Genomic DNA, 13,443 nt, shown 5'->3' with positions numbered 1-13,443 from the left:
CGTCATAAGCGGGCGGCTCGTTCATGCTCAATAAATACCCTCTGTGGAAATACCTGCTGATTGTGTCCGTTCTGGCAATCGGTCTGGTGTACTCCATTCCCAACCTTTATCCAGACGATCCTGCCGTGCAGATCAGTGGCGCCAGTTCGGCGCTGAGCATCGAGCAGACCGATGTCGACCGTGCCAGCAAAGCGCTGCAGGACGCCGGTATTGCCGTCAAAACTGCCAGCATCGACGAGCGTGGCCGCGGTGGCCTGATTCGTCTGACCAAGCAGGATGACCAGTTGCCGGCCAAGGACATCGTCCGTCGCGCACTGGGCGATGATTACGTCGTGGCGCTGAACCTGGCGCAAACCACCCCCGACTGGCTGCGTAACCTGGGTGCGAGCCCGATGAAGCTCGGCCTGGACCTGTCCGGCGGTGTGCACTTCCTGTTGGAAGTCGACATGGACAAGGCGCTGGATGTGCGCCGCAAGGTCTATGAAGGTGAGATCAAGAGCCTGTTGCGCAAGGAGCGTATTCGCTACCGCAGCATGCCGGAGAGCAATAGCCGGATTCAGCTCGGCTTCGCCGACAGCGATACGCTGGACAAGGCGCAGCGCCTGATTCGCAAGGATTACAGCGATTTCGAACTGACCACTGTCGAGCGTGGCGGCCAGCAGATTCTGCAGTTGGGTCTGACTCAAGCGAAAATCGCCGAGATTCGTGAATATTCCATTCGCCAGAACCTCACCACTGTACGTAACCGCGTCAATGAGCTGGGCGTAGCCGAGCCGCTGGTGCAGCGTCAGGGTGCCAACCGCATCGTGGTCGAGCTGCCGGGTGTGCAGGACACCGCAGAAGCCAAGCGTATTCTCGGCAAGACCGCCAACCTTGAGTTCCGCCTGCAGGCAGATCTCGATGCGCCGCGCGGCGCGACCGAGTCCTTCGGCTTCCGCGAGGAAGGTCGTCCGCCGGTGCAGCTCGAGCGTGAACTGATCATCACCGGTGATCAGGTGACCGACGCCCAGGCCAGTTTCGACGAGAATGGTCGCCCACAGGTGAACATTCGCCTCGACGGTCATGGCGGTGATCTGATGAACCGCGCCACGCGTAACAACGTCGGTCGCAGCATGGCGGTGATCTTCATCGAGCAGAGGCCGGTCACTCGCTACGTGCGTCAGAGCGTCGACGGCGTCGAGCAGGAAGTGGCTATCTCCTCGTTCGTCGAAGAGAAGAAGATCATCAGCCTGGCGACTATCCAGTCGGCGCTGGGCAGCCAGTTCCGCATCACCGGCCTGAACGGTCAGGGCGAGTCTTCCGAGCTTGCGCTGCTGCTGCGTGCTGGTGGTCTGGCAGCGCCGATGTACTTCGCTGAAGAGCGCACCATTGGCCCGAGCCTGGGTGCCGAAAACATTGCCAAGGGTATCGCCTCCACCGAGTGGGCGATGATCTTCGTGGCTATCTTCATCATCGCCATCTATCGCTTCTTCGGTGTGCTGGCGACCGTTGCCCTGGCGTTCAACCTGGTGCTGCTGGTCGGTCTGATGTCGGCCATTGGTGCGACCCTGACCCTGCCCGGTATCGCCGGTATCGTCTTGACTCTGGGTATGGCGGTTGACGCCAACGTGCTGATTTTCTCGCGGATACGCGAGGAGTTGGCCAATGGATTGCCAGTGCAGCGTGCTCTGCACGAGGGCTTCGATCGCGCCTATTCGGCGATTCTCGACAGTAACCTGACCACCTTGTTGGTGGGCGGCATCCTGTTCGCGATGGGGACCGGTCCGGTGAAAGGCTTCGCGGTGACACTGTCGCTGGGCATCATTACGTCGATGTTCACCGCCATCATGTTCACTCGTGGCCTGGTCAACCTGATCTTCGGTGGCCGTAACTTCAAGAAGCTGTGGATCTGAGGTGCAGCCATGATCAAGTCAACCATTCGTTTCATGGCGATCCGCAATATCGCCTTCTCCATTACGGTCGTGCTGACGCTGATCGGTCTCGGCGCGCTGTTTGCCAAGGGGCTGAATTTCGGCCTGGATTTCACCGGCGGTACGTTGATCGAACTGCAGTATGAGCAGCCGGCCAATCTCGATCTGATCAAGACCGAGCTGGGCCAGGCTGGCTATGCCGATGCTGTGGTGCAGAGCTTCGGTGCCAGTACCGATGTGCTGGTGCGTCTGGCTGGCGATTCTCCTGACCTGGGTAATGAGGTCGCGGCTGCGCTGCGCAAGGTCGATGAGGCGGCACGCTTCGAGGTCAAGCGCGTCGAGTTCGTCGGCCCGCAGGTGGGCGAGGAGCTGCGCGACCAGGGCGGCATTGCCATGCTCCTGGCACTGGGCGGGATCATGCTCTACCTGGCTTTCCGCTTTCAGTGGAAGTTTGGTGTCGGTGCGATCGCGTCGCTGGTGCACGACGTGGTGATCACCCTGGGTGTGCTGGCGTTCTTCCAGGTGCCGTTCGACCTGACGGTGCTGGCGGCGGTGCTGGCGATGATCGGTTACTCGCTCAACGACACCATCATCATCTACGACCGAATTCGTGAGAACTTCCGTGTACTGCGCAAGACCTCGTTGATCGAGAACATCGACGTTTCGATCACCCAGACCCTTTTGCGGACGATCGCTACTTCGTTGTCCACTGCGCTGGCCTTGTTGGCGCTGCTGTTCTTCGGCGGTGACGTATTGGCGGCCTTCGCTCTGACCCTGTTGGTCGGTGTAGTGGTAGGCACCTACTCGTCGGTCTACATCGGCGCCACGGTGCTGGTGTGGCTGAAGCTCAGCGTGGAGGATTTGATTCCTCCTGTGGCCGAGGCTGAGGCTGACGACGGCCGTCCGTGATGTTGTGATGGGCTTCATGAAAGTCAGCGAAAGCCGCGACAAGTCGAACTTGTCGCGGCTTTTTGCTGTCCTAGGCAGGGAGAAGGGCGCGAGTCGCCGAGCCTAGGAGACACAAAAAATGAATAAATCACTGTTGGTAGGTGCCGTACTGGGTGCTGTGGGTGTGACCGCTGGTGGTGCTGTTGCCACGTACAGTCTGGTTGATCGTGGTCCGGACTACGCCGAGGTGCTGGCCGTAACCCCGATCAATGAAACCGTGAAAACGCCGCGCGAAGTGTGTAAGGACGTGGCGGTTACCCGTCAGCGTCCGGTGCAGGATCAGCACCAGATTGCCGGTACTGCCATCGGCGCCATCGCGGGTGGTCTGCTGGGTAACCAGATCGGCGGCGGCACTGGCAAGAAGATCGCTACAGTAGCCGGTGCAGTTGGCGGCGGTTATGCCGGCAACAAGGTGCAGGAGGGCATGCAGCAGCGTGACACCTACACCACCACTGAAACCCGCTGCAACACCGTGACCGATACCAGCGAGAAACTGGTGGGCTACGACGTGAAGTACCAGCTGGGTGAAAAGGTCGGCAACGTGCGCATGGATCGTGATCCAGGCAGTCGTATCCCGGTCAACAAGCAGGGTGAACTGGTACTGGTGCAGCAGGCCCAGTAAGAATCTGGAGCAATAAAAAAACGCCCCTCGGGGCGTTTTTTTATTGCTCGATGGAAGCTCAGCGCTTCATCGAGGGTGCCAGGTGTGGCTGGATCGCGGTCAGTACGGCCTTGAAGCATTTGGTGTTACCGGCAACGATCTGGCCTTTCTCGAGGAATTCGTGGCCACCGGTGAAATCACTGACCAGGCCGCCTGCTTCTTGAATCAGCAGGGCGCCAGCTGCCATGTCCCACTCGGATAGGCCGAACTCCCAGAAGGCGTCGTAGCGGCCAGCTGCGACATAAGCCAGATCCAGGCTGGCGGCACCGGCACGGCGTACGCCGGCGGTCTGGCCGACCAGGCTGCGGAACATGCCCAGGTAGTTCTCGAGGTTATCCAGTTGCTCGTTGCGGAACGGGAAGCCGGTGCCCAGCAGTGCGCCGTCCAGGCTCTTACGGTTGCTCACGCGCAGGCGGCGGCCATTGAGGGCGGCGCCACGGCCACGGCTAGCGGTGAATTCTTCCTGGCGCACCGGGTCGAGGACGATGGCGTGCTCGAGGCGACCGCGGTATTTGCAGGCGATGCTGATGGCGAAGTGCGGAACGCCGCGGATGAAGTTGGTGGTGCCGTCCAGGGGATCAATGATCCACTGATAATCGGCGCCATCGCCACTGCCCTCAAGCACGCCGCCTTCTTCGCCCAGGAAGCTGTGGGTCGGGTAGGCCTTGCGAATGGCTTGGACGATCATCAGCTCGGCGGCCTTGTCGACCTCGGTGACGTAATCCTTGGCATCCTTCTCGTCTACCGAGATGACATCCAGGCGCTCGATGGAGCGAAAGATCATTTCACCGGCGCTGCGAGCGGCGCGCAGGGCGATATTCAGCATGGGCTGCATGGGAGGTTCACCTGGGGCGTTAAAGAAAGCCGGCCATGTTAGCAGAAAACCGTTGCCGATGAAGCGCCGTCTGTACCTCGCATGGCAATCACACAAGGGCTTGGGTAAGATCGTTGCCCCTAATCGTTTCTGAGAGTGTCTGCGTTGCTGGACAATATTCGCGTCGTTTTGGTGGGCACCAGTCATCCGGGCAATATCGGCGGTGCTGCGCGGGCGATGAAAAACATGGGCTTGTCGCGCCTGGTGCTGGTCGAGCCGGAGGATTTTCCCAGTGCCGACGCGGTGGCGCGCGCGTCCGGTGCGACCGGCGTGCTGGATGCTGCGCAGGTCGTTAGTAGTCTTGAAGAGGCGCTGGTCGGTTGCACTCTGGTGATTGGTACCAGTGCGCGTGATCGGCGTATTCCCTGGCCGCTACTGGATCCGCGCGAGTGCGGCGTGACCAGTTGTGAGCAGGCTGCTGCTGGTAACCAAGTGGCGTTGGTATTCGGTCGTGAATACGCCGGTTTGACCAACGAGGAGCTGCAGCGATGTCAATACCACGTGCATATCCCGTCCAACCCTGAGTTCAGTTCGCTGAACCTGGCGGCGGCGGTGCAGGTGCTGGCCTATGAAGTGCGTATGGCCTGGTTGGCGGCTTCGAGTCTGCCGACCAAAGCGGAGAAGCTGGAGGCGACGACGATGCGCAATTCGCAGGCGGCGACGGCAGATGAGCTGGAGTCCTTCTACGGACATTTGCGTCGCGTTCTGGTGATGATCGGTTTTCTCGATCCGCAGAGGCCGCGGCACCTGATGACTCGCTTGCGTCGGCTTTATGGGCGCAGTGCGGTGAGCAAGTTGGAGATGAATATCCTGCGCGGCATCCTTACCGAGACAGAGAAGGCCGTGCGTGGAGAGCCTCACAAGCAGGGGAAGTCTGATGTTTGAACGTATTCGAGAGGATATACAGAGCGTTTTTCACCGTGACCCGGCGGCGCGCAATGCCTTCGAGGTGGTGACCTGCTATCCGGGATTGCATGCGGTGTGGCTGCATCGTGTGGCGCATGCATTGTGGCGTTCGGGCTGGAAGTGGTTGGCGCGCGTGGTGTCCAACTTCGGGCGCTGGATGACCGGTATCGAAATTCACCCGGGGGCGAAGATCGGGCGACGCTTCTTCATCGATCATGGCATGGGCATCGTCATCGGCGAGACTGCCGAGATCGGTAATGACGTCACGCTCTATCAGGGCGTGACTCTGGGTGGCACCAGTTGGAACAAGGGCAAGCGCCATCCCACTCTGGAGGATGGTGTTGTGGTTGGCGCTGGCGCCAAGGTGCTGGGGCCGTTCACGGTCGGTGCCGGGGCCAAGATCGGTTCCAATGCGGTGGTGACCAAGGCTGTGCCGGCGGGGGCGACTGCGGTCGGCATTCCCGGCAAGATCATCGTCAAGTCCGATGACGAGCAGGAAGCCAAACGTCAGGCCATGGCCGAGAAGATCGGTTTCGATGCTTATGGTGTCGGTCAGGACATGCCTGACCCGGTAGCGCGCGCCATCGGCCAGTTGCTCGATCATCTGCATGCTGTCGACGGGCGGCTCGAGGATGTCAACAAGGCGCTGGATTCGATGGATTGCGACTACCGCGCCAAGGCGTTACCTGCACTGCGTGACGAAGACTTCGCCGAGGTGTGCAAGGGGCAGGGCGACAAGCCTGCTGCCTGATGCGCGCAGGGGCGGCATTTGCTATGATGCCGCCTCTTTTTGCGGTCAATCCTGAGTAAATCAATTGGTCTTATAGTTGACTTAAATACTCGGGAATCGCATACTTCGTCGCAATTCAGTGATTCCGTGGTAGAGCCATGCGACTGACCACCAAAGGCCGTTACGCCGTTACCGCCATGCTAGATCTGGCGTTGCACGCACAGCACGGTCCCGTTTCCCTGGCCGATATATCCGAGCGGCAGGGCATCTCCCTGTCTTATCTGGAGCAACTGTTCGCCAAGCTGCGCCGTGGCAGTCTGGTTTCCAGTGTTCGCGGGCCGGGTGGCGGCTATCAGCTTTCGCGTGACATGCGCGGCATTCAGGTGGCTCAGGTGATCGATGCGGTCAACGAGTCGGTAGATGCTACGCGTTGCCAGGGGCAAGGTGATTGCCACTCTGGCGACACCTGTCTGACCCATCACCTGTGGTGCGATCTCAGTCAGCAGATTCATGAGTTCCTCAGTGGCATCAGCCTGGCTGATTTGGTTGCGCGTCGTGAGGTTCAAGAGGTCGCGTTGCGCCAGGATCAGCGCCGCTGCAATGGCAGGACGCCGCGCCTGGATAAGATTGAAGCGTCTGCCATCGACTGAGCAGGGCGTTTGCCTGATAGGAGAAACCCAATGAAATTGCCCATTTACCTCGATTATTCCGCCACCACGCCGGTAGATCCGCGTGTTGCGCAGAAGATGAGTGAATGCCTGCTGGTCGACGGTAACTTTGGCAACCCGGCTTCGCGCTCCCATGTGTTCGGCTGGAAGGCCGAAGAAGCGGTGGAAAATTCCCGTCGCCAGGTCGCCGAGCTGGTCAATGCTGATCCGCGTGAGATCGTCTGGACCAGCGGTGCTACCGAGTCCGACAACCTGGCGATCAAGGGCGTAGCGCACTTCTATGCCAGCAAGGGCAAGCACATCATCACCTCGAAGATCGAGCACAAGGCGGTACTGGATACCACTCGCCAACTCGAGCGTGAAGGTTTCGAAGTGACCTATCTGGAACCGGGCGAAGACGGCCTGATTACGCCAGCCATGGTCGAGGCGGTGCTGCGCGATGACACTACCCTGGTGTCCCTCATGCACGTCAACAACGAAATCGGCACCATCAACGACATCGCTGCCATCGGCGAGCTGACCCGCTCGCGCGGTGTGCTGCTGCATGTCGATGCTGCGCAGTCCACCGGCAAGGTCGAAATCGATCTGGAAAAGATGAAGGTCGATCTGATGTCCTTCTCCGCGCACAAGACCTACGGCCCCAAGGGCGTCGGTGCCCTTTACGTGCGCCGCAAACCGCGTGTGCGTCTGGAAGCGCAGACTCACGGCGGCGGTCACGAGCGCGGTATGCGCTCGGGCACTCTGGCCACTCACCAGTGCGTCGGTATGGGTGAAGCATTCCGTATCGCCAAGGAAGAGATGGCGGCAGAGAACCAGCGTATCGCGGCTCTGCGTGATCGTTTCTACCGCCAGTTGGAAGATATGGAAGAGCTGTACGTGAATGGCAGTCTGACCGCTCGCGTGCCGCACAACCTCAATCTGAGTTTCAACTACGTCGAGGGTGAGTCGCTGATCATGGCGCTCAAGGATCTCGCTGTATCGTCCGGTTCTGCTTGCACCTCGGCTTCCTTGGAGCCGTCTTACGTGCTGCGCGCCCTGGGCCGCAATGATGAACTGGCGCACAGCTCGATCCGCTTCACCTTCGGTCGTTTCACTACCGAAGACGAGGTCGACTACGCCGCTGCCAAGGTCCGTGAGGCCGTGGACAAGCTGCGCGAACTGTCGCCTCTGTGGGATATGTTCAAAGAAGGTGTCGACATTTCTTCCGTGGAATGGGCAGCACACTAAAAGCTGCCGAGGCGAATCGCTTGGTTTCCAGCGGTTCGCCGGAGAGCGGCACCTGATGAGAGAGGAAGTACAACATGGCTTACAGTGACAAGGTCATCGACCACTACGAAAACCCGCGTAACGTCGGCAAGCTGAACGCCGAAGATCCCGACGTCGGTACCGGCATGGTCGGCGCACCGGCCTGCGGCGACGTGATGCGCCTGCAGATCAAGGTCAGCGAAAGTGGCGTGATCGAAGACGCCAAGTTCAAGACCTACGGCTGCGGCTCGGCTATCGCCTCCAGCTCCCTCGCTACCGAGTGGATGAAGGGCAAGACCCTCGATGAAGCCGAGAGCATCAAGAACACCCAGCTCGCCGAAGAACTGGCCCTGCCGCCAGTGAAAATTCACTGCTCTGTACTCGCTGAAGATGCCATTAAGGCTGCTGTGCGCGACTACAAGCAGAAGAAAGGCTTGCTCTGATACGAGGTTTGTAATGGCCATCACCATGTCTGAAGCAGCTGCCCGCCACGTGCAACGCTCTCTTGATGGGCGCGGCAAGGGCGAGGGCATTCGCCTCGGGGTGCGCACTACCGGTTGCTCCGGCCTGGCCTACGTGCTCGAGTTCGTCGATGAGCTGGCGGCAGAGGATCAGGTATTCGAGAGCCATGGCGTCAAGGTGATCATCGATCCCAAGAGCCTGGTCTATCTCGATGGCACCGAGTTGGACTTCGTCAAGGAAGGCCTCAACGAGGGCTTCAAGTTCATCAACCCTAACGTGCGCGGCGAATGCGGTTGCGGCGAAAGCTTCAACGTTTGAGGCGCTCGCGTGGGTAATCCTTGCCATTTCGCCCTGTTCGACCTGCAGCCGAGCTTTCGTCTCGATATGGATCAACTGGCCGCTCGCTACCGTGAGCTGGCGCGCCAGGTGCATCCGGATCGCTTTGCCGATGCCGGTGAGCGTGAGCAGCGCTTGGCGCTGGAGCGCTCGGCCTGCCTCAACGAGGCTTATCAGGTTCTGAAAACGCCGTCTCAGCGTGCGCGCTACCTGCTGGCCATGCGTGGCCCCGAGTTGCCGCTGGAAGTGACGGTACAGGATCCTGATTTCCTCCTGCAGCAAATGCAGCTGCGCGAAGAGCTGGAGGAACTGCAGGATGATGCTGATCTGGCCGGTGTCGCGGCCTTCAAGCGTCGCCTGAAAGCAGCGCAGGAGCAGCTCAACGAGCACTTCGCTGCATGCTGGGATGACGAGGCCCGCCGTGAAGAGGCCGAGCGTCTGATGCGCCGCATGCAGTTCCTCGACAAGCTCTCCCATGAAGTGCGCCAGTTAGAAGAGCGCCTCGACGATTAACCTGTAGGCTGCCACGGCAGCCTGCCTGATGATTTCAAGAAGACCATGGCCTTATTGCAGATCGCCGAGCCCGGGCAGAGCCCGCAACCGCACCAGCGTCGTCTGGCAGTGGGTATTGACCTGGGTACCACCAACTCTTTGGTCGCTGCTGTGCGCAGTGGTCTGGCCGAGCCCCTGGCTGACGATGATGGCAAGGTCATCCTGCCGTCTGCCGTGCGTTACCACGCTGGAAGCATCGAGGTTGGCGAGTCAGCCAAACTGGCGGCCGCCAGCGATCCGCTCAATACCGTGCTGTCGGTCAAGCGTCTGATGGGGCGGGGTATCGCCGACGTGCATCAGCTCGGCGAGCAAATGCCTTACCGCTTCGCTGCAGGCGAGTCGCACATGCCCTTCATCGAGACGGTGCAGGGGGCGAAGAGTCCTGTCGAAGTCTCTGCAGAAATTCTCAAGACCCTGCGCTTGCGCGCTGAGCAGACCTTGGGTGGTGAGTTGGTCGGTGCGGTGATTACCGTTCCGGCTTATTTCGATGACGCTCAGCGTCAGGCCACCAAGGATGCTGCGCGTCTAGCTGGCCTGACCGTTCTGCGTCTGCTCAATGAGCCTACTGCCGCTGCAGTCGCCTATGGTCTGGATCAGAAAGCCGAGGGTGTGGTTGCTATTTATGACCTCGGCGGTGGCACTTTCGATATTTCCATCCTGCGCCTGACTGGCGGTGTGTTCGAGGTCTTGGCTACCGGCGGCGACAGTGCGCTGGGCGGTGACGACTTCGATCATGCCGTAGCCGACTGGATCATCCAGCAGGCCAGTATTTCCAGTGATCTCGATCCGTCTACCCAGCGTAGCCTGCTGCAGACCGCCTGTGCGGCCAAAGAGGGACTGACGGATGCCGATAGCGTCGAGCTGAGCCATGGTGAGTGGCGAGGTTCGTTGTCGCGCACGCAGTTCGAGGCGCTGATCGAGCCGATGGTGGCGCGCAGTCTCAAGGCTTGTCGTCGTGCTGTGCGTGATTCCGGCGTCGAGCAGGAAGAGGTTGGTGCGGTCGTCATGGTCGGTGGCTCTACCCGCGTGCCGCGTGTACGTGAGGCCGTCGGCGAACTGTTCGGTCGGGCGCCGCTGACCAATATCGATCCGGATCAGGTGGTGGCCATTGGTGCTGCGATCCAGGCCGACGCCCTGGCGGGCAATCAGCGTGATGACGGCGAGGAGTTGCTCCTGCTGGACGTGATACCTCTGTCGCTCGGCCTGGAAACCATGGGCGGGCTGATGGAGAAGGTGATCCCGCGCAACACCACTATCCCGGTAGCGCGTGCGCAGGAGTTCACCACTTACAAGGATGGCCAGACGGCCATGATGATTCACGTGCTGCAGGGTGAGCGCGAACTGATCGCTGATTGCCGCTCCCTGGCACGTTTCGAGTTGCGTGGTATTCCGCCGATGGTGGCTGGGGCTGCGAAGATCCGTGTGACCTTCCAGGTCGATGCCGATGGCCTGCTTAGTGTCGCAGCGCGTGAGCTGAGTTCTGGGATTGAGGCGAGCATTCAGGTCAAGCCGTCTTATGGCCTGACCGATGGCGAAATTGCACGCATGCTGCAGGACTCTTTCCAGAATGCTGGAGGCGACAAGGCTGCCCGCGTGCTGCGTGAGCAACAGGTCGATGGTCAGCGCCTGATCGAGGCCGTCGAGGCGGCGCTGCAGGCCGATGGCGAGCGTTTGCTGGATGCCGAGGAGCGCGAGGTCATCGAGCTGCAGGTGCAGGAGTTACGCGATTTGCTGGCGGGCAATGATGGCCTGGCGATCGAGCGGCAGACCAAGCGGCTGTCGCAGGTCACTGATGCTTTCGCGGCTCGCCGCCTGGATTCGACGGTAAAAGCCGCGCTGGCAGGGCGCAATCTGAATGAGATCGAGGAATAATTGATGCCGCAGGTAATTTTTCTGCCTCACGAGCGATTCTGCCCGGATGGTCTGGTGGTAGAGGCTGAGCCTGGAGTTTCCATCCTCGAGCTGGCGCACGAGCACCATATCGAGATGGAAAGCGCTTGTGGCGGTGTGTGTGCCTGCACCACCTGTCACTGCATCGTGCGCGAAGGTTTCGATTCGCTGAATGAGGCGGATGAGTTGGAAGAGGATTATCTGGACAAGGCCTGGGGGCTCGAGGCTCAGTCGCGCCTGGCCTGCCAGGCTATCGTTGGTGAGGAAGATATCACCGTCGAGATTCCCAAATATTCGCTTAACCACGCAGCCGAAGCGCCGCACTGATCCAGGAAGCTTGATCATGAGTCTGAAATGGGCCGATGTACTGGATATTGCCATCGAGTTGAGCGAGCAGAAGCCGGATGTCGATCCGCGCTACGTGAACTTCGTCGATCTGCACCGTTGGGTCGTGTCCTTGCCGCAGTTCTCCGATGACCCGCGGCGCGGGGGGGAGAAGGTGCTGGAGGCGATACAGGCCGCCTGGATCGAAGAACTCGATTGAAACAGGCGCTTACGGCGCCCGCCCTACGCTTTTAACCGGAACCCGCGTATAATTCGCGGGTTTAATTTTTCGCTTTAACCCTAAAGTTTCTGGAGCTTCACATGGCTGTTCAACGTACTTTCTCCATCATCAAGCCTGACGCCGTTGCCAAGAACGTCATCGGTGAGATCACCACCCGTTTCGAAAAAGCCGGCCTGCGCGTTGTTGCTTCGAAGATGGTGCAACTGTCCGAGCGCGAAGCCGCTGGTTTCTACGCTGAGCACAGCGAGCGTGGCTTCTTCAAGGACCTGGTTGCTTTCATGACCTCCGGTCCGGTCATCGTTCAGGTTCTGGAAGGCGAAAACGCCGTTGCCAAGAACCGTGAGCTGATGGGTGCCACCAACCCGAAAGAAGCCGCTGCCGGCACCATCCGTGCTGACTTCGCCGTTTCCATCGACGAAAACGCTGTTCACGGTTCGGATTCCGAAGCCTCCGCTGCTCGCGAGATCGCTTACTTCTTCTCCGCTACCGAGCAGTGCGCGCGCATTCGCTGATTGGCGAATGATGCGAGGGTGAAGCCATGACCAATACCACCGGCAAGATCAACCTGCTGGGCCTGACCCAGCCGGAAATGGAACAGTTCTTCGAGTCCATCGGCGAGAAGCGCTTCCGTGCCGGCCAGGTAATGAAGTGGATTCACCACTTTGGCGTCGATGATTTCGCCGCCATGACCAATGTCGGCAAGGCCTTGCGCGAGAAGCTCGAGGCCTCTGCCGAGATTCGCGGCCCGGAAGTGGTCAGCGAAAATATTTCTGCCGATGGCACGCGCAAGTGGGTGGTGCGTGTGGCGTCGGGTAGCTGTGTGGAAACCGTTTATATCCCGCAGAACGGTCGCGGCACGCTTTGTGTTTCGTCCCAGGCCGGTTGTGCCCTGGATTGCAGCTTCTGCTCCACCGGCAAACAAGGCTTCAATAGTGATCTGACCAGCGCCGAGATCATCGGCCAGGTATGGATCGCCAACAAATCCTTCGGCAGCGTGCCGGCGAAGATCGACCGCGCTATCACCAACGTGGTGATGATGGGCATGGGCGAGCCGCTGCTGAACTTCGATAACGTCGTCTCTGCCATGCAGATCATGATGGACGACCTTGGTTATGGCATCTCCAAGCGCAAAGTGACGCTGTCCACCTCTGGCGTGGTGCCGATGATCGATAAGCTGGCCGAAGTCATCGACGTGTCTCTGGCGCTGTCGTTGCACGCGCCCAACGACGAACTGCGTAATCAGCTGGTACCGATCAACAAGAAGTACCCGCTGGAGATGCTTCTGGCAGCGTGCAAGCGCTACGTCTCCAAACTGGGCGAAAAGCGTGTGCTGACCATCGAGTACACCCTGCTCAAGGGCGTCAACGATCAGCCTGAGCACGCTGAGCAGATGATCGCACTTCTGGCCGATGTACCTTGCAAGATCAACCTGATTCCGTTTAATCCCTTCCCCTTCTCGGGGTACGAGCGGCCGAGCAATAACGCCATTCGCCGCTTCCAGGACCTGTTGCACAAGGCTGGTCATAACGTCACGGTACGCACGACGCGTGGTGACGATATCGATGCGGCCTGCGGCCAGTTGGTTGGCCAGGTCATGGATCGTACTCGGCGCAGCGAGCGTTACATCGCCGTGCGCCAGCTGGGCAACGAGGCGCAAGAGCCTCGTACTGCCGCCAATCGAAATTGAAGAGAGGAT

16 protein-coding genes are annotated in these 13,443 nt (G+C 59.9%); 15 read left to right on the top strand and 1 reads right to left on the bottom strand.

The genetic code is table 11. The features are described from left to right. Positions 1-23 precede the first annotated feature (23 nt). From secD to RTH74_RS18060, 3 genes are all read left to right on the top strand, one after another. On the top strand, positions 24-1,892 hold the full coding sequence (gene secD / locus RTH74_RS18070) for a protein translocase subunit SecD (protein WP_279921639.1): 1,869 nt from the start codon (positions 24-26) through the stop codon (positions 1,890-1,892). 9 nt (positions 1,893-1,901) lie between these two features. Beyond that, positions 1,902-2,819 (top strand): protein translocase subunit SecF, encoded by a 918-nt coding sequence (gene secF, locus RTH74_RS18065; protein ID WP_125835779.1) that lies wholly within the window; start codon positions 1,902-1,904, stop codon positions 2,817-2,819. A 118-nt stretch (positions 2,820-2,937) separates the two neighbouring features. Further along, positions 2,938-3,480 carry a glycine zipper 2TM domain-containing protein gene (locus RTH74_RS18060; RefSeq protein WP_037001940.1) on the top strand — a complete coding sequence of 181 codons (543 nt, stop codon included), beginning with the start codon at positions 2,938-2,940 and terminating at the stop codon, positions 3,478-3,480. Between the two features lie 58 nt (positions 3,481-3,538). Here the strand turns inward: RTH74_RS18060 and suhB are convergent, their stop codons facing one another. Continuing rightward, the gene (gene suhB / locus RTH74_RS18055; RefSeq protein ID WP_079782978.1) at positions 3,539-4,354 is read right to left on the bottom strand and encodes an inositol-phosphate phosphatase; all 816 of its coding nucleotides are present in this window, start codon (positions 4,352-4,354) and stop codon (positions 3,539-3,541) included. A gap of 144 nt (positions 4,355-4,498) precedes the next feature. On the opposite strand from suhB, the gene trmJ reads away from it, so the two are divergent. From trmJ to rlmN, 12 genes are all read left to right on the top strand, one after another. Further along, positions 4,499-5,278 carry a tRNA (cytosine(32)/uridine(32)-2'-O)-methyltransferase TrmJ gene (gene trmJ, locus RTH74_RS18050; protein ID WP_316915604.1) on the top strand — a complete coding sequence of 260 codons (780 nt, stop codon included), beginning with the start codon at positions 4,499-4,501 and terminating at the stop codon, positions 5,276-5,278. Continuing rightward, positions 5,271-6,050 carry a serine O-acetyltransferase gene (gene cysE, locus RTH74_RS18045; protein WP_143507535.1) on the top strand — a complete coding sequence of 260 codons (780 nt, stop codon included), beginning with the start codon at positions 5,271-5,273 and terminating at the stop codon, positions 6,048-6,050. Before trmJ ends, cysE begins: the two co-directional genes overlap by 8 nt. Before the next feature lie 137 nt (positions 6,051-6,187). After that, positions 6,188-6,679, top strand: a complete 492-nt coding sequence (iscR, locus tag RTH74_RS18040; RefSeq protein WP_075749285.1) for a Fe-S cluster assembly transcriptional regulator IscR — start codon at positions 6,188-6,190, stop codon at positions 6,677-6,679. Positions 6,680-6,709: 30 nt separating this feature from the next. After that, positions 6,710-7,924, top strand: coding sequence for an IscS subfamily cysteine desulfurase (locus RTH74_RS18035; protein WP_316915543.1), 1,215 nt, complete (start codon positions 6,710-6,712; stop codon positions 7,922-7,924). A gap of 74 nt (positions 7,925-7,998) precedes the next feature. Beyond that, positions 7,999-8,385, top strand: coding sequence for a Fe-S cluster assembly scaffold IscU (gene iscU / locus RTH74_RS18030; protein ID WP_017362576.1), 387 nt, complete (start codon positions 7,999-8,001; stop codon positions 8,383-8,385). Between the two features lie 13 nt (positions 8,386-8,398). Next, the gene (gene iscA, locus RTH74_RS18025) at positions 8,399-8,722 is read left to right on the top strand and encodes an iron-sulfur cluster assembly protein IscA (RefSeq protein ID WP_090336089.1); all 324 of its coding nucleotides are present in this window, start codon (positions 8,399-8,401) and stop codon (positions 8,720-8,722) included. A 9-nt stretch (positions 8,723-8,731) separates the two neighbouring features. Beyond that, the gene (hscB, locus tag RTH74_RS18020; protein WP_316915542.1) at positions 8,732-9,253 is read left to right on the top strand and encodes a co-chaperone HscB; all 522 of its coding nucleotides are present in this window, start codon (positions 8,732-8,734) and stop codon (positions 9,251-9,253) included. Positions 9,254-9,298: 45 nt separating this feature from the next. Beyond that, positions 9,299-11,164, top strand: a complete 1,866-nt coding sequence (gene hscA / locus RTH74_RS18015) for a Fe-S protein assembly chaperone HscA (protein ID WP_316915541.1) — start codon at positions 9,299-9,301, stop codon at positions 11,162-11,164. Positions 11,165-11,167: 3 nt separating this feature from the next. Next, on the top strand, positions 11,168-11,509 hold the full coding sequence (fdx, locus tag RTH74_RS18010) for an ISC system 2Fe-2S type ferredoxin (protein WP_090336096.1): 342 nt from the start codon (positions 11,168-11,170) through the stop codon (positions 11,507-11,509). Between the two features lie 16 nt (positions 11,510-11,525). Next, complete coding sequence (gene iscX, locus RTH74_RS18005) at positions 11,526-11,726, top strand: Fe-S cluster assembly protein IscX (protein WP_316915540.1); 201 nt, start codon at positions 11,526-11,528, stop codon at positions 11,724-11,726. A 101-nt stretch (positions 11,727-11,827) separates the two neighbouring features. Continuing rightward, positions 11,828-12,259, top strand: a complete 432-nt coding sequence (gene ndk / locus RTH74_RS18000) for a nucleoside-diphosphate kinase (RefSeq protein WP_003459696.1) — start codon at positions 11,828-11,830, stop codon at positions 12,257-12,259. Positions 12,260-12,285: 26 nt separating this feature from the next. Continuing rightward, positions 12,286-13,434 carry a 23S rRNA (adenine(2503)-C(2))-methyltransferase RlmN gene (gene rlmN, locus RTH74_RS17995; protein ID WP_090336098.1) on the top strand — a complete coding sequence of 383 codons (1,149 nt, stop codon included), beginning with the start codon at positions 12,286-12,288 and terminating at the stop codon, positions 13,432-13,434. The last annotated feature ends 9 nt before the right edge of the window (positions 13,435-13,443 follow it).

Source organism: Pseudomonas sp. zfem001 (assembly GCF_032621725.1).
Taxonomy (GTDB): Bacteria; Pseudomonadota; Gammaproteobacteria; order Pseudomonadales; family Pseudomonadaceae; genus Aquipseudomonas; species Aquipseudomonas sediminis.
Note: the sequence above shows the minus strand (reverse complement) of the source record. Positions and strands in the feature narration are given on the sequence as shown.

Coding starts and splice junctions, on each gene's coding strand:
- ndk (WP_003459696.1), top strand. CDS start 11,828: ATGGCTGTTCAACGTACTTTCTCCATCATCAAGCCTGACGCCGTTGCC.
- RTH74_RS18060 (WP_037001940.1), top strand. CDS start 2,938: ATGAATAAATCACTGTTGGTAGGTGCCGTACTGGGTGCTGTGGGTGTG.
- iscR (WP_075749285.1), top strand. CDS start 6,188: ATGCGACTGACCACCAAAGGCCGTTACGCCGTTACCGCCATGCTAGAT.
- iscX (WP_316915540.1), top strand. CDS start 11,526: ATGAGTCTGAAATGGGCCGATGTACTGGATATTGCCATCGAGTTGAGC.
- fdx (WP_090336096.1), top strand. CDS start 11,168: ATGCCGCAGGTAATTTTTCTGCCTCACGAGCGATTCTGCCCGGATGGT.
- iscA (WP_090336089.1), top strand. CDS start 8,399: ATGGCCATCACCATGTCTGAAGCAGCTGCCCGCCACGTGCAACGCTCT.
- RTH74_RS18035 (WP_316915543.1), top strand. CDS start 6,710: ATGAAATTGCCCATTTACCTCGATTATTCCGCCACCACGCCGGTAGAT.
- secD (WP_279921639.1), top strand. CDS start 24: ATGCTCAATAAATACCCTCTGTGGAAATACCTGCTGATTGTGTCCGTT.
- suhB (WP_079782978.1), bottom strand. CDS start 4,354: ATGCAGCCCATGCTGAATATCGCCCTGCGCGCCGCTCGCAGCGCCGGT.
- cysE (WP_143507535.1), top strand. CDS start 5,271: ATGTTTGAACGTATTCGAGAGGATATACAGAGCGTTTTTCACCGTGAC.
- hscA (WP_316915541.1), top strand. CDS start 9,299: ATGGCCTTATTGCAGATCGCCGAGCCCGGGCAGAGCCCGCAACCGCAC.
- iscU (WP_017362576.1), top strand. CDS start 7,999: ATGGCTTACAGTGACAAGGTCATCGACCACTACGAAAACCCGCGTAAC.
- rlmN (WP_090336098.1), top strand. CDS start 12,286: ATGACCAATACCACCGGCAAGATCAACCTGCTGGGCCTGACCCAGCCG.
- secF (WP_125835779.1), top strand. CDS start 1,902: ATGATCAAGTCAACCATTCGTTTCATGGCGATCCGCAATATCGCCTTC.